At 64.0% G+C, this 22,009-nt stretch carries 17 protein-coding genes and 1 pseudogene; 11 read left to right on the top strand and 7 right to left on the bottom strand.

All coding sequences use genetic code 11. From position 1 onward, the window contains the following. Positions 1-9: 9 nt before the first annotated feature. The 7 genes from uca (at position 10) to urtE (ending at position 10,321) form a co-directional block, all read left to right on the top strand. Positions 10-3,615 carry an urea carboxylase gene (uca, locus tag ABD104_RS17240; RefSeq protein ID WP_343927921.1) on the top strand — a complete coding sequence of 1,202 codons (3,606 nt, stop codon included), beginning with the start codon at positions 10-12 and terminating at the stop codon, positions 3,613-3,615. A gap of 32 nt (positions 3,616-3,647) precedes the next feature. Then, the gene (locus ABD104_RS17245; protein WP_087837485.1) at positions 3,648-4,364 is read left to right on the top strand and encodes a GntR family transcriptional regulator; all 717 of its coding nucleotides are present in this window, start codon (positions 3,648-3,650) and stop codon (positions 4,362-4,364) included. Positions 4,365-4,562: 198 nt separating this feature from the next. Continuing rightward, positions 4,563-5,864, top strand: coding sequence for an urea ABC transporter substrate-binding protein (urtA, locus tag ABD104_RS17250; RefSeq protein ID WP_279816261.1), 1,302 nt, complete (start codon positions 4,563-4,565; stop codon positions 5,862-5,864). Between the two features lie 74 nt (positions 5,865-5,938). Further along, on the top strand, positions 5,939-7,558 hold the full coding sequence (gene urtB, locus ABD104_RS17255; protein ID WP_343927922.1) for an urea ABC transporter permease subunit UrtB: 1,620 nt from the start codon (positions 5,939-5,941) through the stop codon (positions 7,556-7,558). A 1-nt stretch (position 7,559) separates the two neighbouring features. Next, the gene (gene urtC, locus ABD104_RS17260; RefSeq protein ID WP_425543344.1) at positions 7,560-8,723 is read left to right on the top strand and encodes an urea ABC transporter permease subunit UrtC; all 1,164 of its coding nucleotides are present in this window, start codon (positions 7,560-7,562) and stop codon (positions 8,721-8,723) included. A 17-nt stretch (positions 8,724-8,740) separates the two neighbouring features. After that, the gene (gene urtD, locus ABD104_RS17265) at positions 8,741-9,610 is read left to right on the top strand and encodes an urea ABC transporter ATP-binding protein UrtD (protein ID WP_338619127.1); all 870 of its coding nucleotides are present in this window, start codon (positions 8,741-8,743) and stop codon (positions 9,608-9,610) included. 18 nt (positions 9,611-9,628) lie between these two features. Continuing rightward, positions 9,629-10,321 (top strand): urea ABC transporter ATP-binding subunit UrtE, encoded by a 693-nt coding sequence (gene urtE, locus ABD104_RS17270; protein ID WP_087837489.1) that lies wholly within the window; start codon positions 9,629-9,631, stop codon positions 10,319-10,321. A gap of 29 nt (positions 10,322-10,350) precedes the next feature. On the opposite strand, the pseudogene ABD104_RS17275 reads toward urtE, so the two are convergent. The 6 genes and pseudogenes from ABD104_RS17275 to ABD104_RS17300 all read right to left on the bottom strand — a co-directional run. Then, positions 10,351-11,859 (bottom strand): annotated as a pseudogene (locus ABD104_RS17275) (subtype B tannase); the annotation flags it as partial. Between the two features lie 48 nt (positions 11,860-11,907). After that, the gene (locus tag ABD104_RS17280) at positions 11,908-13,143 is read right to left on the bottom strand and encodes a CaiB/BaiF CoA transferase family protein (RefSeq protein ID WP_338617990.1); all 1,236 of its coding nucleotides are present in this window, start codon (positions 13,141-13,143) and stop codon (positions 11,908-11,910) included. A gap of 118 nt (positions 13,144-13,261) precedes the next feature. Beyond that, positions 13,262-14,401, bottom strand: a complete 1,140-nt coding sequence (locus ABD104_RS17285; protein ID WP_338617988.1) for a thiolase C-terminal domain-containing protein — start codon at positions 14,399-14,401, stop codon at positions 13,262-13,264. After that, complete coding sequence (locus ABD104_RS17290; RefSeq protein ID WP_343927923.1) at positions 14,398-14,844, bottom strand: Zn-ribbon domain-containing OB-fold protein; 447 nt, start codon at positions 14,842-14,844, stop codon at positions 14,398-14,400. The genes ABD104_RS17285 and ABD104_RS17290 overlap by 4 nt, the downstream gene beginning before the upstream one ends. Further along, positions 14,841-16,025 carry an FAD-dependent monooxygenase gene (locus ABD104_RS17295; RefSeq protein WP_338617986.1) on the bottom strand — a complete coding sequence of 395 codons (1,185 nt, stop codon included), beginning with the start codon at positions 16,023-16,025 and terminating at the stop codon, positions 14,841-14,843. The genes ABD104_RS17290 and ABD104_RS17295 overlap by 4 nt, the downstream gene beginning before the upstream one ends. Positions 16,026-16,078: 53 nt before the next feature. Continuing rightward, the gene (locus tag ABD104_RS17300) at positions 16,079-16,927 is read right to left on the bottom strand and encodes a Bug family tripartite tricarboxylate transporter substrate binding protein (RefSeq protein WP_343927924.1); all 849 of its coding nucleotides are present in this window, start codon (positions 16,925-16,927) and stop codon (positions 16,079-16,081) included. 425 nt (positions 16,928-17,352) lie between these two features. Between ABD104_RS17300 and ABD104_RS17305 the strand changes: the two genes are divergently transcribed. The 4 genes from ABD104_RS17305 (at position 17,353) to ABD104_RS17320 (ending at position 20,667) form a co-directional block, all read left to right on the top strand. Then, positions 17,353-18,234: an IclR family transcriptional regulator gene (locus ABD104_RS17305; RefSeq protein WP_338617983.1), complete on the top strand. Its 882-nt coding sequence runs from the start codon at positions 17,353-17,355 to the stop codon at positions 18,232-18,234. Then, entirely contained in the window at positions 18,224-19,006 is a 783-nt protein-coding gene (locus tag ABD104_RS17310; protein WP_338617982.1) for an IclR family transcriptional regulator, read from the top strand. The genes ABD104_RS17305 and ABD104_RS17310 overlap by 11 nt, the downstream gene beginning before the upstream one ends. Positions 19,007-19,114: 108 nt before the next feature. Beyond that, positions 19,115-19,969: an alpha/beta fold hydrolase gene (locus tag ABD104_RS17315; protein ID WP_338617981.1), complete on the top strand. Its 855-nt coding sequence runs from the start codon at positions 19,115-19,117 to the stop codon at positions 19,967-19,969. A 566-nt stretch (positions 19,970-20,535) separates the two neighbouring features. Further along, the gene (locus ABD104_RS17320) at positions 20,536-20,667 is read left to right on the top strand and encodes a hypothetical protein (protein WP_338617980.1); all 132 of its coding nucleotides are present in this window, start codon (positions 20,536-20,538) and stop codon (positions 20,665-20,667) included. Positions 20,668-20,893: 226 nt separating this feature from the next. Here the strand turns inward: ABD104_RS17320 and ABD104_RS17325 are convergent, their stop codons facing one another. Beyond that, positions 20,894-21,889 (bottom strand): Bug family tripartite tricarboxylate transporter substrate binding protein, encoded by a 996-nt coding sequence (locus ABD104_RS17325; RefSeq protein WP_338617979.1) that lies wholly within the window; start codon positions 21,887-21,889, stop codon positions 20,894-20,896. Positions 21,890-22,009 lie beyond the last annotated feature (120 nt).

The raw sequence follows: 22,009 nt of genomic DNA on the forward strand, positions 1-22,009 counted from the left end.
GGAGCCCACATGTTCGATACCGTACTGATCGCCAATCGAGGCGAGATCGCTTGCCGCATCGCTCGCACGCTCAAGCGGATGAAAATCCGCTCCGTGGCGGTGTACTCCGACGCGGACCGCAACAGCCTGCACGTCTCCACGGCCGATGTGGCCGTGCCGCTGGGAGGCGACACCGCCGCCGACAGCTACTTGCGGGCCGACCTGATCATCGAGGCGGCCAGGCAGACCGGCGCGCAGGCCATCATTCCCGGTTATGGCTTCCTGTCCGAGAACGCCGAGTTCGCCGCGCGCTGTGAGGCCGAAGGCATCGCGTTCGTCGGACCGACCGCGCTCCAGATGAAGCAATTCGGCCTCAAGCACGAGGCGCGCGAGCTGGCCCGGCGGGCGGGCGTTCCGCTCACGCCCGGATCGGGCCTGCTGGCGGATGTCGACAGCGCGCGCAAAGCGGCCCGGGTCATCGGCTATCCGGTCATGCTCAAAAGCACGGCAGGGGGCGGGGGAATCGGACTGACACGCTGCAACGACGAAGCCGAACTGGTCGCCGCCTTCGAGTCCGTACAGCGGCTGGGCCAATCGTTCTTCGCGAACGGCGGCGTATTCGTCGAACGCTTCCTCGACCGCGCACGCCATGTCGAGGTGCAGATCTTCGGCGACGGCAACGGCAAGGTGGTCGCGCTGGGCGAGCGCGATTGCTCGCTGCAGCGGCGCAACCAGAAGGTGGTCGAGGAAACGCCCGCGCCGGATCTTCCGCCCGACGTACGCGGCAGGCTGCTGGCCGCGGCGGAGAACCTGGGCCGCTCCGTGGGCTACCGCTCGGCCGGCACGGTCGAGTTCATCTACGACGCCGCGCGGCAGGCCTTCTATTTCCTCGAGGTCAACACACGGCTCCAGGTCGAACATGCGATCACCGAAAGCGTGACCGGCATAGATCTCGTCGAATGGATGATCCTGACGGCGGCCGGCACTCCCCCCGCCCTGGACCGGGCGATCACGCCGCAGGGCGCATCGATCGAGGTGCGCATCTACGCCGAGAACCCGCTGCGCAACTTCTCGCCCAGCCCCGGCACCCTGACCGAGGTCGGCTTTCCGCCCGACGTCCGGGTGGACAGCTGGGTGGAGACTGGCACCGAGGTATCGGCCCACTACGATCCGATGATCGCCAAGCTGATCGTCCACGGGGCAGACCGGCCCGCCGCGATCGCGGCGATGGCGCGCGCGCTCGACGCGACCCGCCTCTCGGGCATCGCGACGAACCTCGACTACCTGCGCAAGGTCATCGCGAGCCGGGGGTTCCGCGACGGCGATGTCTCGACCCGCTATCTGGACGACTTCGCCTACCGCCCGTCGGCCGTGGAGGTGATCGACGCGGGCACCTACACCACCATCCAGGACTATCCCGGGCGCGTGGGCTACTGGGACATCGGCGTGCCGCCATCGGGTCCGATGGACGACTGGGCATTCCGTCTGGCCAACCGCATCGTGGGCAACAACGAGCACGCGGCCGGCATCGAGGCCACGGTACTCGGTCCGACACTGCGCTTTCACGGCGACACCGTGATCGCGCTGACCGGCGCGCCCACGGATGCGCGGCTCGACGGCTCGCCGGTCGAATTCTGGGCGCCGGTCACGGTCCGGGCCGGCCAGACGCTGAAGATCGGCAAGGCAACGAGCGGCTGCCGGACCTACCTGGCCGTGCGCAACGGCCTGGACGTGCCGCTGTACCTGGGCAGCCGGGCGACGTTCGCGCTCGGCCAGTTTGGCGGACATGCCGGGCGCACGCTGCGCCCGGCCGACGTGCTGCCGATTGCCGATCCCGCACTGCCCGCGACCGCGGACCTGGCGCCGATCCACGCCCCGGCTCCGCTACCCTCCGCGCTCGTGCCCGCCTACGGGCGGGAATGGGAAATAGGCGTGCTGTACGGCCCGCATGGCGCCCCCGATTTCTTCAAGCCGGAATCGATCGAGACGTTCTTCGCCAGCCAGTGGGAAGTCCATTACAACTCGAACCGCCTGGGCATCCGGCTCAATGGGCCCAAGCCGGAATGGACGCGCTCGGACGGAGGGGAAGCCGGCCTGCATCCGTCGAACATCCACGATTGCGAGTACGCGATCGGCAGCATCAACTTCACTGGCGACATGCCGGTTATCCTCACGCGCGACGGCCCGAGCCTGGGCGGATTCGTCTGCCCGGTCACGATCGCCAAGGCGGAACTGTGGAAAGTCGGACAGGTCAAGCCTGGCGACCGCATCCGCTTTCGCGAGATGTCGTTCGACGAGGCGCTCGCGCTGGAGCGGCGGCAGGATGCGTTCATCCGCGACTGGAACGGGACATCGATCGATGCGCCGGCATTTTCCACGCGCCGCGGCTCGCCCATCCTGTTCGAGGCGCCCGCGCAGGGTGAACGTCCCAAGACCGTTTTCCGCCAGGCCGGCGACAAGTACATCCTGGTCGAGTATGGCGACAACGTGCTCGACCTGAACCTGCGATTCCGCGTCCATGCGCTGATGGAGGCGCTCAAGGCGGCCGCCCTGCCCGGCGTGCTGGAACTGTCGCCGGGCGTGCGGTCGCTGCAGGTGCGCTACGACGGCCGGACCATCGGCCAGCGGGCGCTTGTCGAGGCGCTGGCGGCAACCGACGCGACGCTGGCCGGCATTTCGACGATGAAAGTGCCGAGCCGGGTGGTGTACCTGCCCATGGCCTACGAGGACTCGGCGACGCTGGACGCCGTGGCGCGCTACCGGCAGTCGGTGCGCGATACCGCGCCCTGGCTGCCCAGCAACACCGAGTTCATCCGGCGCATCAACGGCCTGGCCTCGACGCAGGACGTGCACGATACGATCTACCAGACGAGCTACATGGTGCTTGGCCTGGGCGACGTCTACCTGGGCGCCCCGTGCGCGGTACCGGTCGACCCGCGCCATCGCCTGCTGACCTCGAAGTACAACCCCGCGCGAACCTACACGGCCGAAGGAACGGTCGGCATCGGCGGCGTGTACATGTGCATATACGGCATGGATTCGCCCGGCGGATACCAACTGGTGGGACGAACGCTGCCCATCTGGAACAAATTCCTGAAGAACGAAGCGTTCGTCGATGGCAAGCCATGGCTGCTGCGCTTCTTCGACCAGGTCCGCTTCTACCCGGTGACCGAGAGCGAGCTGGAAGGATTGCGCAATGACTTCCGGGAGGGCCGCCAGGGCGTGCGCATCGAGGAAGAGATCTTCGATCTCGGTGAGTACAACGCCTTCCTGGCCCGGATCGAACCGGAGCTGGAAGTGCTCCGGGCCACCCAGAAGCAGGCGTTCGACGCGGAGGTCGCCCGCTGGGCGACCCAGTCCGACGAGGCTGGCACCGCGGACGACGGCCCGGATGAGGCCACCACCGCGCATGACGATCCGACGGGCTCGATCGTTGCCGCCGACATCACGGGCAACGTCTGGAAGCTGCTCGTCGAACCCGGGGCAACCGTGAAGGCGGGAGACTCGCTGCTGATCCTGGAAGCCATGAAGATGGAATTCCACATCTCCGCGCCGCACGACGGCCTGGTCAAGAGCCTGCATTGCCGCCCCGGCATGATGATCAGCGCCGGCGACCCCCTGGTATCGCTGGCATGACCGCCGCTTCATAACCGTTTCTGGAATTCCTTATGGCGGACAACCGCGTGCCGGGCGAACCGGCGCAGGGCGCGAACAACCTCGCGACACAGATCTACACCCGGTTGAAGGCGGACATCTTCGATTTCCGGCTATTGCCCGGCGACAAGTTCAGCGAAGGCGACGTCGCCGCGCGCATGCAGGTCAGCCGCACTCCGGTGCGGCAGGCGCTGTTCTGGCTGTTGCGCGAAGGCTACGTGGACGTGCACTTCAAGAGCGGCTGGCAGGTGCGGACCTTCGACTTCAAGTACTTCGAGGACCTGTACGAGATCCGCGTGATGATGGAAACGACGGCCATCGACCGTATCGTCGCCGGGCGCCAGACGGCGCAGCTCGATCCGCTGCGGGAGATCTGGTGCGTGCCAGCCGGAATGCGCGAGCAGGATCCGGCCAGGGCGGCGGCGCTCGACGAGGGCTTCCACGCGGGGTTGGTCGCCGCGACCGGCAACCTCGAGATGGCCCGGATGCATACGGACGTGGCCGAACGCATACGCATCATCCGCCGCCTCGACTTCACCAAACCGCCGCGCGTGGCCGCCACCTACCAGGAGCACGCGGACATCCTGGACGCCATCGGCAAGAACGACGCCGCGCTCGCGCGGCAGATGGTCCGTGCGCATATCGCCGAGAGCCAGGCCGAAGTCAAGCGCATCACGCTGTACATGATGCAGACCGCCCGCGAACGCTATGCGTCGCGCGAGCAGGCCTGAAGCTCCCGGGATGCGTGCGGGGCGCACCAGCATGGCGCCGCCACGCACCGACATCTATCACGACAAGACGCGAACAGCCCGCTGAATCCCCCTTCCCTGCTCCGGCGCCGCCGGCTCATCCGCTGGCCCGGAAGTTGCATCTTCAATGCAGTCTTGTATCCAAGACGAAATACAACCTTCCACTTCCAAGGACGATCAATGAAAAAGCGTGAGTTTCTGAAGGTCGCATCGGCAGCGGGCCTGGCGGGAATCGCCGGCAGACTCCCTTCCGCATTCGCGCAAGGTGCGAACAAAGGGCCGATCAAGGTGGGTATCCTGCATTCGCTGTCGGGCACGATGGCGATCTCGGAAACGTCGCTGAAAGACACGGCGCTGATGACCATCGCCCAGATCAACGCGGCGGGCGGCGTGATGGGCAGGAAGATCGAGCCGGTCGTGGTCGATCCGGCGTCGAACTGGCCGCTCTTCGCGGAAAAGGCGCGCCAGTTGATTTCGCAGGACAAGGTCGCCGCCGTGTTCGGATGCTGGACGTCGGTATCGCGCAAGTCCGTGCTGCCCGTGTTCGAAGAACTGAACGGCCTGCTTTTCTATCCGGTGCAGTACGAGGGCGAGGAAATGTCGCGCAACGTGTTCTACACCGGCGCCGCGCCCAACCAGCAGGCCATCCCCGCGACCGAGTACCTGATGAGCGCGGAAGGCGGCGGCGCCAAGCGCTTCTTCCTGCTGGGCACCGACTACGTCTACCCGCGCACCACCAACAAGATCCTGCGGGCCTTCCTGCAATCGAAGGGCGTGCAGGATGCCGACATCCAGGAGGTCTATACCCCGTTCGGCCACAGCGACTACCAGACCATCGTCGCGAACATCAAGGCCTTCGCGCGTGGCGGCAAGACCTGCGTCATTTCCACGATCAACGGCGACTCGAACGTGCCGTTCTACAAGGAACTCGGCAACCAGGGCCTGAAGGCGGCCGACGTGCCCGTCGTGGCGTTCTCGGTGGGCGAGGAAGAACTGCGCGGCATCGACACCAAGCCGCTGGTCGGCAACCTGGCCGCGTGGAACTACTTCATGTCGCTGCGCAATCCGGAGAACACGAAGTTCAAGGAGATGTTCGCGGACTGGGTGAAGAAGAACAACCTGCCGGGTGGCGCGAAGCGCGTGACCAACGATCCGATGGAGGCCACCTACGTCGGTCTCCACATGTGGAAACAGGCGGTCGAGAAGGCCAAGAGCACCGACGTCGACAAGGTGCGCGCCGCGATGATAGGCCAGAAGTTCGCCGCGCCCTCGGGCTTCACGCTGGAGATGGACGGCAACCACCACCTGCGCAAGCCGGTGATGATCGGCGAAGTGCGCGCGGACGGCCAGTTCAACGTCGTCTGGCGCACCAAGGCGCCGGTGCGCGCGCAGCCGTGGAGCCCCTACATTCCCGGCAACCAGGGCAAGCCGGATGTCGTCGGCTCGCTTCCCGCACTGGCGCGCCAGTCCGGCCTGGCCTGAGCCCGACGCCGGGACACGGCGCGGCTGTCGTGTCCCGGCGGATTCCTGTCCTTGTCCAACCCGGTCTTCCCCACATGAACCTGCGCCAATACCTGCGCGCCGTGGCCGTGTCGGCGGCGCTCGCGTGCCCCGGCCCGGCGGCCTTCGCGCTCGACGCCGCCGACATCGCTCCGTTGGGCGGTGACGACTTCGATGCCAAGCTGGCCGCGATCGACAAACTGATCGAGACGCGAGACGAGCCCTCGTTCGCGCTGCTCCAGGCGCTTTCCGACGACAACGCGCTGGCCACCGACGCGGGGCAGTTGTTGATCCGGTCGGACGAGACCACCCGCGACGCGGCGACCGGCAGGCCGGTCGGCCAGGACGTGGCCGATGCCGCGCAGCCTGTCACGCTGAACAATCTGCTGCGCGCGAAAGTCGCCGGCGCGCTGGCCGGCCTGCAGCTCGCATCGCCCGATGCCGCCGCGCGCGGCGCGGCGATCGACGCGCTGCTGAAGAGTCCGGATCCGTCGATGAAGCCCCTGATCGACGCCGCGCGCGCGCGGGAAGCCGATCCCGCCCTGAAGCAGCGTCTCGACACACTATGGTCGATGACCGCGCTGCACGCCCCGGATGCCGCGACCCGGCTCGAAGCGGTCAAGCTCGTCGCCGCCCGCAAGGATCCGGGCATGTACGAACTGCTGCGCCCGCTGACGGCCAAATCGGCGACCGGCGCATGGCAGGAACCCGACCCGCAGGTACGGGCCGTCGCCCAGCAAGGGCTCGACACGCTGGACGGCATCGAGCGCCGCGGACGGATCGCCGGCACGCTGTTCGCCGGCCTGTCGCTCGGCAGCGTGCTGCTGCTGGCCGCGCTGGGCCTGGCGATCACCTATGGACTGATCGGCGTCATCAACATGGCGCACGGGGAATTCCTGATGATCGGCGCCTACGCGACCTACGTCGTGCAGACACTGTTCCATCGCTACGCGCCCGCGGCGTTCGACTGGTATCCGCTGGTGGCGGTGCCGGTCGCGTTCCTGGCGGCGGCGCTCGGCGGCGCGGTCATCGAACGCCTGGTCCTCAAGCACCTCTATGGCCGGCCGCTGGAGACGCTGCTGACCACCTTCGGCATCAGCCTGATCCTGATCCAGGGCACGCGCATGATCTTCGGCGCACAGAACGTCCAGGTGGAAAACCCTTCATGGATGAGCGGCGGCGTGACCGTCATGCAAAGCCTGATCCTGCCGTACAACCGGATCGCGATCCTGGCGTTCTCGCTGGCGGTCGTCGCGCTGGCCTGGGCCATGCTCACGCGGACCCGCCTGGGCTTGTTCGTGCGCGCGGTCACGCAGAACCGCCGGATGGCCGCCTGCGTCGGCGTGCGGACCGCGCGCGTGGACGCCTATGCGTTCGCGTTCGGCGCCGGCATCGCCGGACTGGGAGGCTGCGCGCTGTCGCAGATCGGCAACGTGGGACCGGACCTGGGCCAGAGCTACATCATCGACTCCTTCATGGCCGTGGTGCTGGGCGGGGTCGGCCAGATCGCCGGCACGGTGATCGGCGGCTTCGGACTCGGTCTCGTCAGCAAGGCGATCGAACCGTTCTGGGGCGCCGTGCTCGCCAAGATCGCGGTGCTCGTGCTGATCGTTCTCTTCATCCAGAAACGCCCGCAGGGCCTGTTCGCCCTGAAGGGCCGTAGCGCGGAGGCTTGAGATGGCTGTCACGATATCGACGATGCCGGGGATCCCGTCCGCCGCCGGCCAGGACATCGGACGGACGCTGGGCCTGCCGCCGCGTCCGGCGCTGCTCTCGCGCAACGCCTGGCTCGCATTGCTGGCGCTGAGCATCGCGGTGGGCATAGGGGTGCCGGTCGGCGCGCTGGTGATGCCCGAGACGAGCGCCTTTCACCTGTCCGCCTACGCGATGACGCTGGCCGGCAAGTTCATGTGCTACGCCATCGGTGCGCTCGCGCTGGACCTGGTCTGGGGCTACTGCGGCGTATTGAGCCTGGGGCACGCGCTGTTCTTCGCGCTGGGTGGCTACGCGATCGGCATGTACCTGATGCGCTCCATCGGCAACGAGGGCGTGTACGGCAGCGACCTGCCCGACTTCATGGTGTCCCTGAACTGGCAGGCCCTGCCCTGGTACTGGGAAGGCACCCAGCACCTGGGATACGCCCTGCTGCTGGTGGTACTGGTGCCCGCGGCCGTCGCCTGGATATTCGGCTTCTTCACGTTCCGCTCGCGCGTCAAGGGCGTCTACCTGTCCATCATTACCCAGGCCCTGACCTTCGCCGCGATGCTGCTGTTCTACCGCAACGAGACCGGATTCGGCGGCAACAACGGTTTCACCGACTTCAAGCGCATCGCCGGCTTCGCCATCACCCACCCCGGCACCCGTACCGCGCTCTTCCTGCTGACCTTCGCCACGCTCGTCCTCGCGTTCATCGCCGCGCGCGCCATCGTCACCTCCAAGCTCGGCCGCGTCGTCACCGCGGTGCGCGACGGCGAGACCCGGCTGATGTTCCTCGGCTACAACCCCCTGGGCTACAAGCTGTTCGTGTGGACCGTGTCGGCCATCCTGAGCGGCATCGCGGGCGCACTGTACGTACCCCAGGTCGGCATCATCAACCCCGGGGAGATGTCGCCCGGCAACTCGATCGAAATGGCGATCTGGGTCGCCGTCGGCGGGCGTGGCACCCTGATCGGCCCCATCGTCGGCGCCTTCGCCGTCAATGGCGCCAAGAGCTTCTTCACCGCCAACTTCCCCGAATACTGGCTGTTCTTCCTCGGCCTGATCTTCGTACTGGTACCGCTGCTGCTGCCGCGCGGCATCATGGGCCTGATCGGAAACGTCTTCAAGCGGAGCACGCACTGATGGGTACGCATCCTGCCATGGGCCACGCGAAGACGCCGCCGCGCAGCGCGTCGGGCTTCGGCGACGGCCTCGACCAGCCCACCCTGTCCGGGGCCGCCGCCCTGGGGCACGTGGTCCGGCCCAACGCCATCGACGTGTCGCATGGCACCATCCTCTACCTGGAAGACGTGACGGTCAGCTTCGGCGGCTTCCGGGCGTTGAACAAGCTGTCCCTGACGGTCGACGCCGGGGAATTGCGATGCGTGATCGGCCCCAACGGCGCAGGCAAGACGACGATGATGGACGTCATCACCGGCAAGACCTCGCCCGACGCCGGCAAGGTCTACCTGGGCCAGAGCATCGACCTCACCCGCCTGAACGAACCGCAAATCGCCCAGACCGGCATCGGACGCAAGTTCCAGAAACCCACCGTGTTCGAACAGCACCCGGTCTGGGAAAACCTGGAACTCGCGATGAAGGCGGACAAGCGCTGGTGGGCGTCGCTGCGCGCGCGCCTGGACCGCGCGGCCCAGGCCCGGATCGAACACACGCTAGAAGTGATACGCCTGGAAAGCGAGGCGCGCCGGCTCGCGGGCGAACTCTCGCATGGCCAGAAGCAGCGCCTCGAGATCGGCATGCTGCTGATGCAGCAACCGGCCCTGCTCTTGCTGGACGAGCCCGCCGCCGGCATGACCGACGACGAAACCATGGAACTGGCCGTGCTGCTGAACCGCCTGCGCGGCACCTGCTCCATGATGGTGGTCGAACACGACATGGAGTTCGTCGCCGCGCTGGCCGGCGAAACCGGCCGCGTGACGGTCATGGCCGAAGGCCGCGTGCTGGCCGAAGGCTCCCTGGACCACGTGAAACGGGACGAAGCCGTCATCGAGTCCTATCTGGGACGTTGAACTTGCGGGGAACGGACGATGCTGAACATTGAAGGATTGAACCAGTTCTACGGCGGCAGCCACATCCTGCGCGACATCTCCATGACCGTGCCCGACGGCAAGCTGACCGTGCTGCTCGGCCGCAACGGCGTCGGCAAGACCACCCTGCTGCGCTGCCTGATGGGCGTCGTGCCGACGAAAAGCGGCACCATCGCCTGGCGCGGCCAACCCTTCACCAGACTGCCCACCTACGAACGCGTCGCCCGCGGCCTCGCCTACGTGCCCCAGGGGCGCGACATCTTCCCTCGCCTGACGGTCGAAGAAAACCTGCTGGTCGGGGCCGCCAGCCGCAAGGCGCCCGCCGGCGTGCCCGAGCACATCTACGCGCTGTTCCCGGTACTCAAGGACATGCGGGCCCGGCGCGGCGGGGATCTTTCGGGCGGCCAGCAGCAGCAACTGGCCATCGGCCGAGCCCTGATGAGCGAACCGCAGTTGTTGATCCTGGACGAACCCACGGAAGGCATCCAGCCTTCGATCATCCAGGAAATCGGCAGGACGCTGCGCCGCCTCGTCGACGAAATGGGGCTGACGGTGCTGCTGGTCGAGCAGTATTACGACTTCGCGAAAGCGATCGCGGACCGGTACTGGGTGATGAACCGGGGGGAAATCGTGGCCAATGGGCTGGGTGCGGACATGGATGCGCAAGGGGTGCGGGAGATGATCGCGGTCTGACAACCGGAGCCGTCCCGCCCCCATTCAACCTACTCGGCCGTGGCCAGTACCCGGTCGACCCAGGCCATCGCCTCCTGCACGTCGTAGTTGCCGGCGTGCCCCTGATCCCACTGCAGGGCGTAGTCGACGTCCTTGACCTTGGGATCGGCCTTCAGCGCGCGGCTGAGGTTATAAGCCACGGTAAAGGACGTATCCCGATCCCGCGCGCCCACGCGAATGCGCCAGTGCGGCGTGATGCCGTCGGTCTTGCCGACGTACGGCAGCGCGTTGATCATCTTGTACTGGTTCAGCAGGAAATCCCGCTGAGGATTCGCGGCCCAGCTGTAGCCCGTGCTGGCCAGGCCCACGCCGTCCTGCCTGTCGGTGCCGTTGGCGCCATCGTTGTGGTTCCAGCCATACTCCGTGAAGTTGGAATAGACCTGGGAGGCGGTGCCGAACAGATTGGACTCGCCGCCGGCGCTGTTCACCGTACCCGCGCCATCGGTGGTCACCGCACCCGCGGCGGTGGCGCTCTGGCCGCTCCGGTCGAAAGCCGGCACGGACTTGAGCCGCGCCTGCGTGGCGACGAATTTCAAGTACTTCGTCATATCGAAGAACGTCACCGTGCCGGCGGCGTCCGTGCCGATGAAGTCATTCAGATAGTGCAGCGTCCCGCTCCCCCCGCCCACCCCGTTGCCCGCGGCATCCCCATAGGCGCCGTAGGCCACGAACGGCTTGCCCGCCTTGACCTGACGGGTCGCGGCCTTCTTGATCTCCGCCTGGATGGCGGCCAGCATGTTGTCCGCGGTCAACGCCGAGCCGTCATCGTTCCTCAGCCCCAGACCGGCCTGGTAGACCTTGAAGGCGTTCATCAACTCGGCACTGCCGGCCGGATCGGGATTGGAAGCCCGGATCAACGGGGTCCCGCCGGCATCGACGATCTTCCCCGCCAACTGGTCCGCCGCAACCAGCGCGCGCGTATCCAGCACATTGAACATCCACTCGTAGGCCAGATCGGCGCTGCCCATGTCCTGGATCGGACAATAGGCCACGATGGCGAACACATCATCGCCGATGGAACTCTTGCCGTCCTTGTCGATGCCGGCGGCACCGATGGCCTGCAGGTAAGGGAAATAATCCGCGCTGTTGCCCGTGGCGCCCAATTGCGTGCTCTGCGCGCCGCCCCCGCTCGTGCCGTTCACCACGATGCGGCTGGCATCGCCCGGCATGGCGCCGTCATTCAGGCGCAGATAACGCACCGCCGCCTTCGCGTCGACGATGGCCGCCGGCGCCTTGCCCTGATAGACACCGTCCTCGTAGACCCCCGCGGGAGCGACGGCGCCACGGCTGCGCGAGGCGACGTTGACATACACGAAACCGCGCTTGAGCGCAGCGCCGATCTTGTCCGTGTCGCTGGTGCTGACATAGGCGCCGCCATTGACGATGTCCGCGCCCGAATAATTGGTACGCGTGACCGGCGTCGCGGGATCCCAGCCGCCCTTGCCTCCCTGGTAGCTGGCAAGCCAGCCGGAGTTGTTGACGTTGAAGAAAATGGGATTGTCCTGTCTGGCGGCGTCGGCCTCGCGTACGACGGATAACGGGGTCCGTCAGCCGTTGATGTTGATGATTTTCCTGCGAGCGAGGTCCTGGGCTTCCTCCTCGGTTATGCCCAGCAGGCGCTGGAGAACGCTTTTGGTATCAGCTCCGAGAGAGGGAGGATAACGGTAGGCGCTTTCGTCGATGCCGGTCATCTTCACGGGGTTGCCGGCAACGGAAACACGCTGGCCTGCTTCGCTCTCGAGCGTTAGCACCATGCCGCGCTGCCGGACTTGTACGTCTGCTAGGGCCTGGTCGACCGTGTTGACCATGGCGACCGGAACGTCGGCACTATGCAGGAGTTCGACCCATTCGGCTGCCGGGCGGGCTAGTAGGGCGTCTTCGAGGACGCGCCATATCTCGTGTCGGTGTTCATACCGATTTTGTCGGCTGAGAAAATGGGCGGACCGCCCCCAGGCTCCTACTCCGGCAACATCGCATAAGGCGTGCCACATACGGTCCGTATTCGCGCAGACCACGAAGTCAACGCCGTCGCCCGCAGTGAAAGCGCGATAGCTCGGAATGGATTCGTGGCCCCTACCCTGGCGCGCCGGTATGCGTCCGGAATGTAGATAGTAGGCGGCTTGATAAGACAGCATGGCGATTTGACAGTCGAGCATGGAGATGTCGATGTATGCCCCCTTGCCCGTGCGATGGCGCGCATGCAGCGCGCCCAGCACGCCCATGACGGCATACATGCCGGCAGCGATATCACCGATAGGGATGGCCGAACGAACGGGCTTCCCATCGCTCTCCCCCGTCATGCTCATCCCGCCGGACAGGGCTTGCACAATCATGTCGTAGGCAGGGCGGCCGGCATACGGGCCCTGTTGGCCAAAGCCGCTAATGGAGCACCATACCAGCCGCGGATTGAGCGCGGACAGCCGCTCGTAAGTGATCCCATACTTGGCTAGATTGCCGGGCTTTTGGTTTTCCACGAATACATCGCTCTCTTGAGCCAGCCGTTCGATCAGTGCGAGCCCATCCGGGGTCTTGTAGTCGATCTGGATGCTCTCCTTGTTACGGTTTACCGAGAGGAAATACGCGCTGTCTCCGGCGACGAAATTCGGCGGCAAGTACCGGGTTTGATCGCCGTTTGCCGGTTCGACCTTGATGACGTCAGCTCCCATGTCGCCCAGAATCTGCGTGCCGAACGGACCGGATAGGAACAGGGTGAAATCGAGCACCCGCATGCCTTGCAGCGGCGCGTCCATAGACAAAGCTTCCTCTTCATCCTTCGTGATCATGCCTCAAGCCTCAGATTCTGTTTGTGTTGCTGAGCAGACTTGGCGATGGCGGCTCGCCTGCGTGCGGATAACTGAACTGGCCCACGCCGCGTCATTGGCCGACAGGCGGCTCGATGCGTCAGGTCGAGAAGATGTTGATGGCGCAGGCCCCGTGATCGAAACCAGCGATGCCTCCGCCAGTGCAATGGGTCAGCGCGGTGCGTGCACCGACTACCTGTCGCGCTCCCGCTTCTCCGCGCAGCTGCCAAGTCACCTCGGCTATCTGCGCTATGCCAGTGGCGCCGACCGGATGTCCTTTACACAGCAATCCTCCGCTGACATTCACGGGTATCCGGCCACCCAGCGATGTCGCTCCCGAACGAAGCAAGTCCAATGCGCCGCCCCGCTCACAAAACCCGAACGCCTCGTAGTAAAGCAGTTCGGCGACGGTAAATGCGTCATGCACTTCCGCAACATCGATGTCCTCGGGGCCGATGCCTGCCAATTCATAGGCCTCCTTGGCGCCGCGAACGGTGATCTCAGGTGTGGTCAAGTCCCTGAACCCGGTCATATACCGTCCCGAGTTGAGTTCTGTCGCCGCCACCCAGACCGGCTTGCGGGCAGCAGACCGGACATAGTTCTCGGAGCACACGATCACGGCAGCGGCGCCGTCGCCTGTCGGGCAGCAATGCAACAACGTGAACGGTTCTGCCACCGGACGCGCCTCGGCGACTTGCTCCACGGTGATTTCATTGTTGAATTGCGCGTAGGGATTGAGCGCCCCATGCCGATGGGCTTTTACCGCAACCATGGCTAAGTCGTTCGCATCAAGTCGATGTTCGTGCATGTATCTGCGTGCGCGCATTGAATAGAGCGCAGGCATGCTCAATCCGACTTCCACTTCCCAGTCGTCGGGCTGTCCGGGTAATACGCCTCCGCCAAGCGCAGTGAGCTTGTCGATTCCGAGAACCAGCGCAACTTCGATCTCGCCGTGCTTGATGGCGAGGCACGCCTCGCGAAATGCCGTTGCTCCGCTCGAGCATGCGTTCTCACAATTCGTGACCGGAATCGACGTCATCCCAAGGGTACGCAAAACACGCTGACCCACCAGCCGGCCGCTATATGCAGCGCCAGCGTATACCGCATCGATGGCACTGCGATCGACCTGGGCATCCTTCAGGGCCGCAAGCACGACCGGCCAGCCGATGTCCTGCAAGCTCGCGTCCGGTCGTTTAGCAAAGCGGGACATTGCGGCGCCAATAATCGCTACCTTGCTCATCGCATACTCTCCTTGCCATGTTTCGCACCGCTTCCCAACGCGCTGAACCTGTGCGATAGCCATGAAACGCCCTCGGCATCGACTCGCAGCTCTCCGACGGTCAGGGACACGGGCGAGTCCAAAGAAATGTGCCCGTCGGCGGGAATATCGAGGGGGCCACAAATTCTCACGCCGTTCGGGAAGTCGACGTAGGCCAGACCGTAAGGGGAGGTCCACCCTGCACGGACAGCGTGCACGATCGAATAGCTGTAAAGAATCCCGCCATCGCAGACAAGATCGGGCTCCAACGATTCGTCGAGGCAGACCGGACAAATTGGCGGTCGCGGGAAAACGACAGTCCCGCATCGATTGCATCGTCCACATACCAGTGCCCAATTTTCGCCCGCTTTGACCACGGTTCGGGGCAAGGCCCATTTCTCGCGAGGGTTGTCTTTTGTCATCATGATTCTCTTGAAATGGCCCGGTCCATCGAGACGAGCGGTGCCTTCCAGGGGTTGTAGCCATAGACCCAATCGGGATTGGCCTCCGAGGCGTGTCGCATCCAATTATTGGCGCCGGAGGCGGCTTGAATGCGGGACGCTCTTGGTTTGCGCGTCCCCTCGTAAAGGTCGAAGGCCTTGGCCATCTCGGCCGGCCCGTTATCGACCATTGTCGCGACGCATCGACTTAGCACAGCGGCATCCTCCAAAGCGGAGGCGGCTCCCTGCGCCATATATGGCGGCATGGGATGGCACGCATCGCCGAGAAGCACGACCCTTCCGTTGCTCCACCGAGCCAGTGGATCGCGGATGAACAGGCCCCATTTGTGAACGTCGGGGCAGCACTGCAGAACGTGCTGTACGTCGGGATGGAATTCGGAGAACGCCGATCTGAGTTCGTCCAGATTGCCCTTGGCCGACCAGGACTCTTGGGTAAGCCACGCCGCATCTTCGGGCTGGCTCGTCACGAAGTAGATTTCGTCGCGCTTTGCGGTCACGTAATACATCACGATATGCCTGTCCGGGCCCCACCATTTCGTCCTTGCGGGATCCAGCGGCCGGCTGCCGAGCAACGCCGCGGGAAATGTCGTGCGGTAGGCGACTCTGCCGGTGAAAACTGCATCTTGGCGTCCGAAAAGAATGGTATTGACCAGCGAATGAACCCCGTCGGCCGCCACCACCAGATCGGCGTGTGCTACTGACCCGTCCGCAAATCGTAGTCTCACTTCTCGACTGTCCTGCTCCAGTGAGACTAATTTCTTTCCGAAGTTGATGCTGTCCTGCGCGTGATCGGCGGCCAATAAACCGTGCAGGTCGGCCCGGTGCAAGACGAAGAACGGCGCCCCGTACTTGTGCTCCATTGCTGCTGCAATCGCGAACTGATTGGTAATCCTCCCGCTATCGAATTCGCGGCTAAGCGCGATCTCGGGCTCGTACGCAATGGCGCGCAATGCCGGCTCGAGCCCGAGGCGGCGAAGCACCTGCATTGCGTTGGGCGTCATCTGAATGCCTGCGCCGACTCGTCCAAACTGTCCAGCCTGTTCAAAGACCCGCACTTGGTGTCCGATGCTGCGCAGCAGGGACGCTGCGGCCAAACCGCCGATCCCTGCACCGATGATTGCTATGTTGAGTGTGTGATCCGCCATCTGCCACGTTCCATATGGTTTGTTACTGTCATCCGCCCGTTCGTCCGATGGCCTCAGTTCCCGCCGCCGGGCAAGCGGGTAATGACCGCTCCCCACTTGGGAATTTCGGCCTGAATGCGTTCGGCGAGTTGGTTTGGTGTGCTGGGCGTGACGTCCACCCCCAATGTGTCGGTTTTCTGTTTGAAAGATTGGCTCCCCAAGACTAGATTGACCGCGTGATTGATTTTCTCGACAATCGCCGCAGGCGTGCCCGCGGGCGCCATGAGTGAGAACCAGAGTGATGCCTCGTATCCGGGAACGCCGGCTTCTTGCATCGTGGGAATCCCGGGCGCGGCAGCCGACCTAGTGGTCGACGTCGTCGCAAGGATGCGCAGCCGATCTCTGTCCCCCTCCACGTAGGAGAGGCCGCCGCCGGTAAACAGCATGTCCACTCTCCCGGCCGCTATGTCGGTAATGGCTTGGCTGGTGCCCTTGTAGGGAATGTGGCGGATATCAATTCCCGCGAGGGATTTGAACAACTCTCCCGCCAGATGGGCGGAAGAGCCCACGCCGATCGAGGCATATGTGATTTCCCCCGGCCTGGCCTTGGCAAGTGCCACCAGATCGCGCACCGACTCGACCCGCAGCGACGAGCGAACGACCAAGAATTGCGGCGATGTGAAGAGCATGCCGACCGGAGCGAGATCCTTGATTGGATCGTAAGGCAGGTGCTTTTGCGTCCACACATTGATGGCAAGATTGGTGACGCTGCCCATCAGCAAGGTCTGACCATCGTCCGGTGCCCGAAGCGCACTCTTTACACCAATGACTTGGGTGGCACCCGGCTGATTGTCGATTACGATTGGTTGTTTCAGATACGGATACAGTTCGCTCGCCAGCGCGCGCGCGAAAATATCCGTCACGCCGCCCGTTCCATAGGGAATGATCCAGCGGATGGGGCGACTTGGATAGCCCGCTGGACCAGACTCCGACGCCTGTGCCGTCGCGGACGCACATACCGCACACATCGCAAGAGAAGAAACTACTCGAAGGCATCTGTGCACGGTCGGTCTCCTATTGGCTCTTTTGGCATGAGGCGATTCTGGAAGCTTCGCGAAAGACCGGTCAACACGGTTGCCCCATAATTCCGTTTGCCGGGATTTCCGCGTTGCGACGGGCAACGCCTGGTCTTTATGATTGGTCCCCGAAGCGTGGCAGAACGTGCGTGGCCGGTATGACATGGCGCGCGTCCGGACAGCCGGCTTGACAATGCGCTGTCCCGGTAACGGCCCGAGAGAGGCGACATCCGTAACCGGCGTACGAGCCCTGAATGAGGAAGGGAATAATCATGAGTATGCAGAGTGTTGCGAATGCCATCGCCCTGCTCAGGTTCGTGGGCGATCTTGATCGCCAAGCCGACATGGCAGACATTGCCGCCGCATTCGGCATGCCACAAGGGGTTGCTGGACGACTGTTGGGATTGCTGGTGGGCGAAGGACTGCTGGTTCACGACAGGCTTGCTGGCACCTATTCGCTTGGCCTGAACGCGCTAACGTTAGGCGCGTCGCTCCGCAGAAACGTATCGGTAGAGCGCTCAGCAGGCCCTATAATGCGCAAACTTGCAGACGAATTGGGTGAAACCGTGACGCTGAACGCTTACTCGAAGGAATACGGAACTGGCGTCTGCGTCGCAATCGAAGAATGCGATAAGCCGCTTCAGTACGCATTAGAGGTTGGAGAGATCAAGCCCTTACACGCTGGTGCTAGCGGGAAGGCGCTGCTCGCCTTTCTTCCGGACGCGGAATGCGAACGCATTCTGGAAATCAACGGACTACCACGATTGACGCCGCATACCACGGTGCGTCGACGCAAGCTTGATGCCGAACTACGAGCCACACGAACCCAGGGGTGGGTCGCGTCTTTCGGAGAGCGACTTGCGGGCGCGGTGGGAATCGGTGCGCCGGTCTTCAACGTGAGCGGCCATGTTGTCGCTTCCATGGTCGTCACGATTCCCGAGCAGCGATTCGATCAAAGCCAACTCAACGATTACGCCCACTCTTTGCGTGTCGGCGCTGGCCAGCTGTCGCAAATACTCGGTTATCAAGGGGTATCCGCGGTATCGGCGCGCTCTGGCAGCGTGGACTCGGTCCGATCAGGCACGCCAGCCGGTTCTCGCACACCAGTGAAGGCGATTGGGCCGGCGGGCGTGGAGCATGACCGTGAACGGTGACACCGGTACAGCCAGCCGCCTTCTCGCCGTACTGCGCGTTCTCGTGGAAGGTAAGCAAGAAATTTCGGTGAAGCGCTTATCCGAAATACTGGGTCTTCCTACGAGTACCACACATCGTTTGCTCCACCAATTGGTGCAGCTTGGATTCGCAGAACGCGCACCCATGCGGCGGTACTGCGTGGGACGCGAATTTTCGAGACTGGGCGCGCTTGCGATGCAGGGCCAACCCTCGCTGGAGGTGGCGCGCCCGATCATGCGTGACGTGGTGGAGGGGTGCAACGAAACATGTCTTCTCGGGTTGTACTTGCCCGCATCGCGTCAAATGTCGTTTGTGGAAAAAGTGGATTCGCGCCATCCCTTGAGATATCGCGTCCGTATGTACGAACTTCGCTCCTTGGCATGGGGTGCGAGCGGAAAGGCGATTCTTACTTGGTTGCCGGGCGCTGTCGTGGAGTCCGTGATAAATAGGGTGACGGCATCTCCGGCCACGGGATTCGCGCCGCCGTCTGTTGCGGTAATCATGAGAGAGCTTCGGAGGATTCGCGAGCGTGGCTATGCAATCAGCAAGGGGGAACAGACGCCCGGTGCCGTCGGTCTGGCCGCCCCCGTATTTGGCGAAAGCGGTCAAGTTTTCGGCGACCTGTGCATTACCGTCCCAGAGTTTCGCTTCAGCCCGAAGGACGAGCGCCACCTCGCCGAATTGATCGTTACCCGAGCCAACAAGCTGAGCGAGCTGCTGCGCGCTCCTTGTATGAACCGTGTGGCCTTCTAAGCTTGTTGCAAGGACGAGCTCGATTGCCCGACCCGACTCATTGTCTTTCGCCGGGTCGCCCGTCCTGCCTATGCAACACCTCGTCACTACATCGACTGGAGATTCGCAATGAACCGCCCTGCCAATGTCGCGCTCGGAGCAAGCGACGACAACACTGCCATTCAACATCTCCATATCGACGGAGAGGACATCGCCTATATCGATCGAGGTTCTGGCCCGACGCTTGTCTTGATACATAGCCTGGGTGGTACTCATTCTATGTGGGACGAGACCATCGCCGCATTCGAGGGATCGCATCGGATCTTGGCCTGGGACGCCATCGGCCATGGCAGCTCGACGTGCCGCAATGAGTATTCCATCGAGCGGTCTGCAAGAATGGGGTTGGCCTTGCTTGCGCATTGCGGCGTGGAATCCGCCGTTTGTCTAGGCATTTCGATGGGTGGCCAAACTGCGATGCACATGGCTCTTCTGCGTCCGCAGGCAGTGTCGGCGCTTGTGCTAGCGGACACTTCGCTTGGCGGGCGGCCAGGCGGCCCAGCCCGGGTGGCGGCTGTACGTCGGGAGGTGGATCAATACGGAATGGAAGCTTTTGCGAAAAGCTACGTAACCAGCCGCACGGCACTCGGAACTAGCGCTGCGATTTGCGATCGGTACGCTCGATGGGTGAGCGCGATGCCCCCGGGGGCCTACCTCAGCACACTGGCCTCGATCGTCGCCCAGGATCTACGCTCCTGCGCTGGGCGCATCGCGCGGCCCACGCTGATCATCGTCGGCGCCGAAGACACCAGCACACCGGTGGAGGCTGCGCAAGAGCTACAGGCGGCGATTCCCGGTTCCGAATTGCACGTGATTCCTGCGGCCAAGCACTTTTCGAACCTAGACAATCCGAAAGCATTCAACGTGCTCGTCGCTGATTTCTTGAGAAGATTGGACGTATCCTTCCCTCTCCCATCTTCTGATTGACGGCTTTCGTGCCGGCGATAGCTGGTCGGTCGCGTGGTCGGTCGCGTCCACGGGTCCGCAGCTGCCGAGCGCTGAACCTGGTGCCGATCTACGTGCTCGCCTGCGCGGTCTGTGGCCCGAAGGCGCTGCTGTGCCCGGACATTCCCAACAACGAGGCGCCGTCTTGCCGGTTACGACCGACGCGCCGCCCGGCTCGCTGGTCAACCCTAGCCATGCGGCCGCATCCGGCGGGCGCAGCGCCATCGGCCACCTGCTTCCGGGGGCTGTGTCAGGGCGCTGGCCGGCGTGCTGCCAGATAGGGTATGGGCCTCGGACTTGCCCAATTCGTCGATGACCATGTGCGACGAATGCCGGGGTAAGCGGTTCGCGGTAATCAAGTTCGTGAACGCCGGCGAGGGCGTCAATGCACGTCGGCCCGCTTTTTTCCGGGCTGAGCTCCCCGGCAACCTGGGCACTACGCCCGTTGAGATGATGGAGTCGCTGGCGCCGATTCAGGTGCTACTGCGCGAGATCGGGCGGGGCAGCGGAGGGAGTTAGGCAGCAGCCAGGTGGGTGCGGAATCAGCTTTGAATACGAGATCCTGGACGACGCGCCGGATGTGGCGCAGGACCCTTCCTGTGAAGTTCGCCGACCAGCGGCTGCAGGATGTTGATCGCCTGGGCTCGCGGGTGAAGGAAATGGACCTGAATGTCGATTGACCCACCGCGCGGCGCGGTGAATTCGAACCGGGCGAGGCGGGCATTTCGTTCGGCCCGCCTGCTCTTGGTGCGTGAAGATCAAAGGGCAAAAGGAGGCCTGTTGCGCCGCAGCGCGACGCAACGGCGCACGAGCCGTGGCATGCTGCCCTTCGCCGCCCGACGGCGAAAGGCTCCCGCCGGGGGCCATCTGCCTGTCGCTCGTATCGTCATCCAGCAAAGAACACCGTCATTGTTTTTCGATGTTCAACTTGGCCACCAGCCCAGCAATACGCGCATTCTCATGCTCGATCAGTTGTGCGAATGCCTCGCCGGATTCCACGCGCGGCGTCGCGCCGATGGCTTGCGCATAAGCCTTCATTTCATCCGTTGCCAGTGCTGCCACAATCTCCCTTTGCAGGCGGTCGACGACTGGCGTGGGCGTACCCTTGGGGGCCCAATAGCCAATCCAGTTAAAGAAGCTGTAATTGGGCAAGCCGGCCTTCGCGAATGTCGGGACGCCAGGCAGGGCCGCAGGCGGGGCATCGCCGCTGATGGCCAGCATGCGCAGCTTGCCAGTCTCGATGTGGCCCATCACCGTCGAGGGGGACGCGAACTGGGCATCGATCTGTCCACCCATCAGCGCTAGCAGCGCTTCGCCCGCGCCTTTATACGGAATGTGGGTCAATTCGATGCCCGCCTCATTGGCCAACTCCGCCATGGCAAGATGCGTGCTGCTTCCCGCACCGCCGGTGCCGTACGTCAGTCGACCTGGATGAGCTTTGGCAGCCCGGATGAAGTCCTGCAGCGTTTTGAAGGGGCTGTCTCCCTTGACCGCTATGCCGAGTGGAGAAAACATCACCGCGGCGATCGGCGTGAAATCGCGCTGGAGGTTATACGGCACCTTGCTGGTGGTATTGGGCACGATGACGCTGCTGCTGTCGTTGGCCGCCAGCGTATAGCCATCCGGGCTCTCTCGTGCCACATAGCTCATGGCGATTGCGCCCATGGCCCCTTGCCGATTCTCGACCGCCACGGCCTGCCCCAGCGACTTGCTCATGATGGCGGCAAGCTTGCGCGTGACATTGTCGGTCGAGGCGCCCGGCGCAAACGCAACCTGGATCCGCACCAACTTCTGCGGCCACGGCGCTTGCTGGGCGCGGGCCGGCCCCGCAGCGAGTAGCAACAAGGCCGCGGCGGCGGTCGACGCCGCGAGTCGGACGGAAGGGATCAACTTGGCAAGCATGGGATATCTCCGTTATTGGTATGTAGTCCGCCCTGAACAATGCGCAATCCCTTGATCTGAAACGTGGTTCTGCTGATTGATGGGCCCGGGATTTGCAAGGTATGGTTTTGCCAGTGCCTG

Source organism: Pigmentiphaga daeguensis, assembly GCF_039523035.1.
GTDB classification, from domain to species: domain Bacteria; phylum Pseudomonadota; class Gammaproteobacteria; order Burkholderiales; family Burkholderiaceae_B; genus Pigmentiphaga; species Pigmentiphaga daeguensis.

Bases quoted from the DNA above. Each gene is read 5' to 3' on its own strand.
- uca (WP_343927921.1), top strand. From the start codon at position 10: ATGTTCGATACCGTACTGATCGCCAATCGAGGCGAGATCGCTTGCCGC.
- ABD104_RS17245 (WP_087837485.1), top strand. From the start codon at position 3,648: ATGGCGGACAACCGCGTGCCGGGCGAACCGGCGCAGGGCGCGAACAAC.
- urtA (WP_279816261.1), top strand. From the start codon at position 4,563: ATGAAAAAGCGTGAGTTTCTGAAGGTCGCATCGGCAGCGGGCCTGGCG.
- urtB (WP_343927922.1), top strand. From the start codon at position 5,939: ATGAACCTGCGCCAATACCTGCGCGCCGTGGCCGTGTCGGCGGCGCTC.
- urtC (WP_425543344.1), top strand. From the start codon at position 7,560: ATGGCTGTCACGATATCGACGATGCCGGGGATCCCGTCCGCCGCCGGC.
- urtD (WP_338619127.1), top strand. From the start codon at position 8,741: ATGGGCCACGCGAAGACGCCGCCGCGCAGCGCGTCGGGCTTCGGCGAC.
- urtE (WP_087837489.1), top strand. From the start codon at position 9,629: ATGCTGAACATTGAAGGATTGAACCAGTTCTACGGCGGCAGCCACATC.
- ABD104_RS17280 (WP_338617990.1), bottom strand. From the start codon at position 13,143: ATGATCACGAAGGATGAAGAGGAAGCTTTGTCTATGGACGCGCCGCTG.
- ABD104_RS17285 (WP_338617988.1), bottom strand. From the start codon at position 14,401: ATGAGCAAGGTAGCGATTATTGGCGCCGCAATGTCCCGCTTTGCTAAA.
- ABD104_RS17290 (WP_343927923.1), bottom strand. From the start codon at position 14,844: ATGATGACAAAAGACAACCCTCGCGAGAAATGGGCCTTGCCCCGAACC.
- ABD104_RS17295 (WP_338617986.1), bottom strand. From the start codon at position 16,025: ATGGCGGATCACACACTCAACATAGCAATCATCGGTGCAGGGATCGGC.
- ABD104_RS17305 (WP_338617983.1), top strand. From the start codon at position 17,353: ATGAGTATGCAGAGTGTTGCGAATGCCATCGCCCTGCTCAGGTTCGTG.
- ABD104_RS17315 (WP_338617981.1), top strand. From the start codon at position 19,115: ATGAACCGCCCTGCCAATGTCGCGCTCGGAGCAAGCGACGACAACACT.
- ABD104_RS17325 (WP_338617979.1), bottom strand. From the start codon at position 21,889: ATGCTTGCCAAGTTGATCCCTTCCGTCCGACTCGCGGCGTCGACCGCC.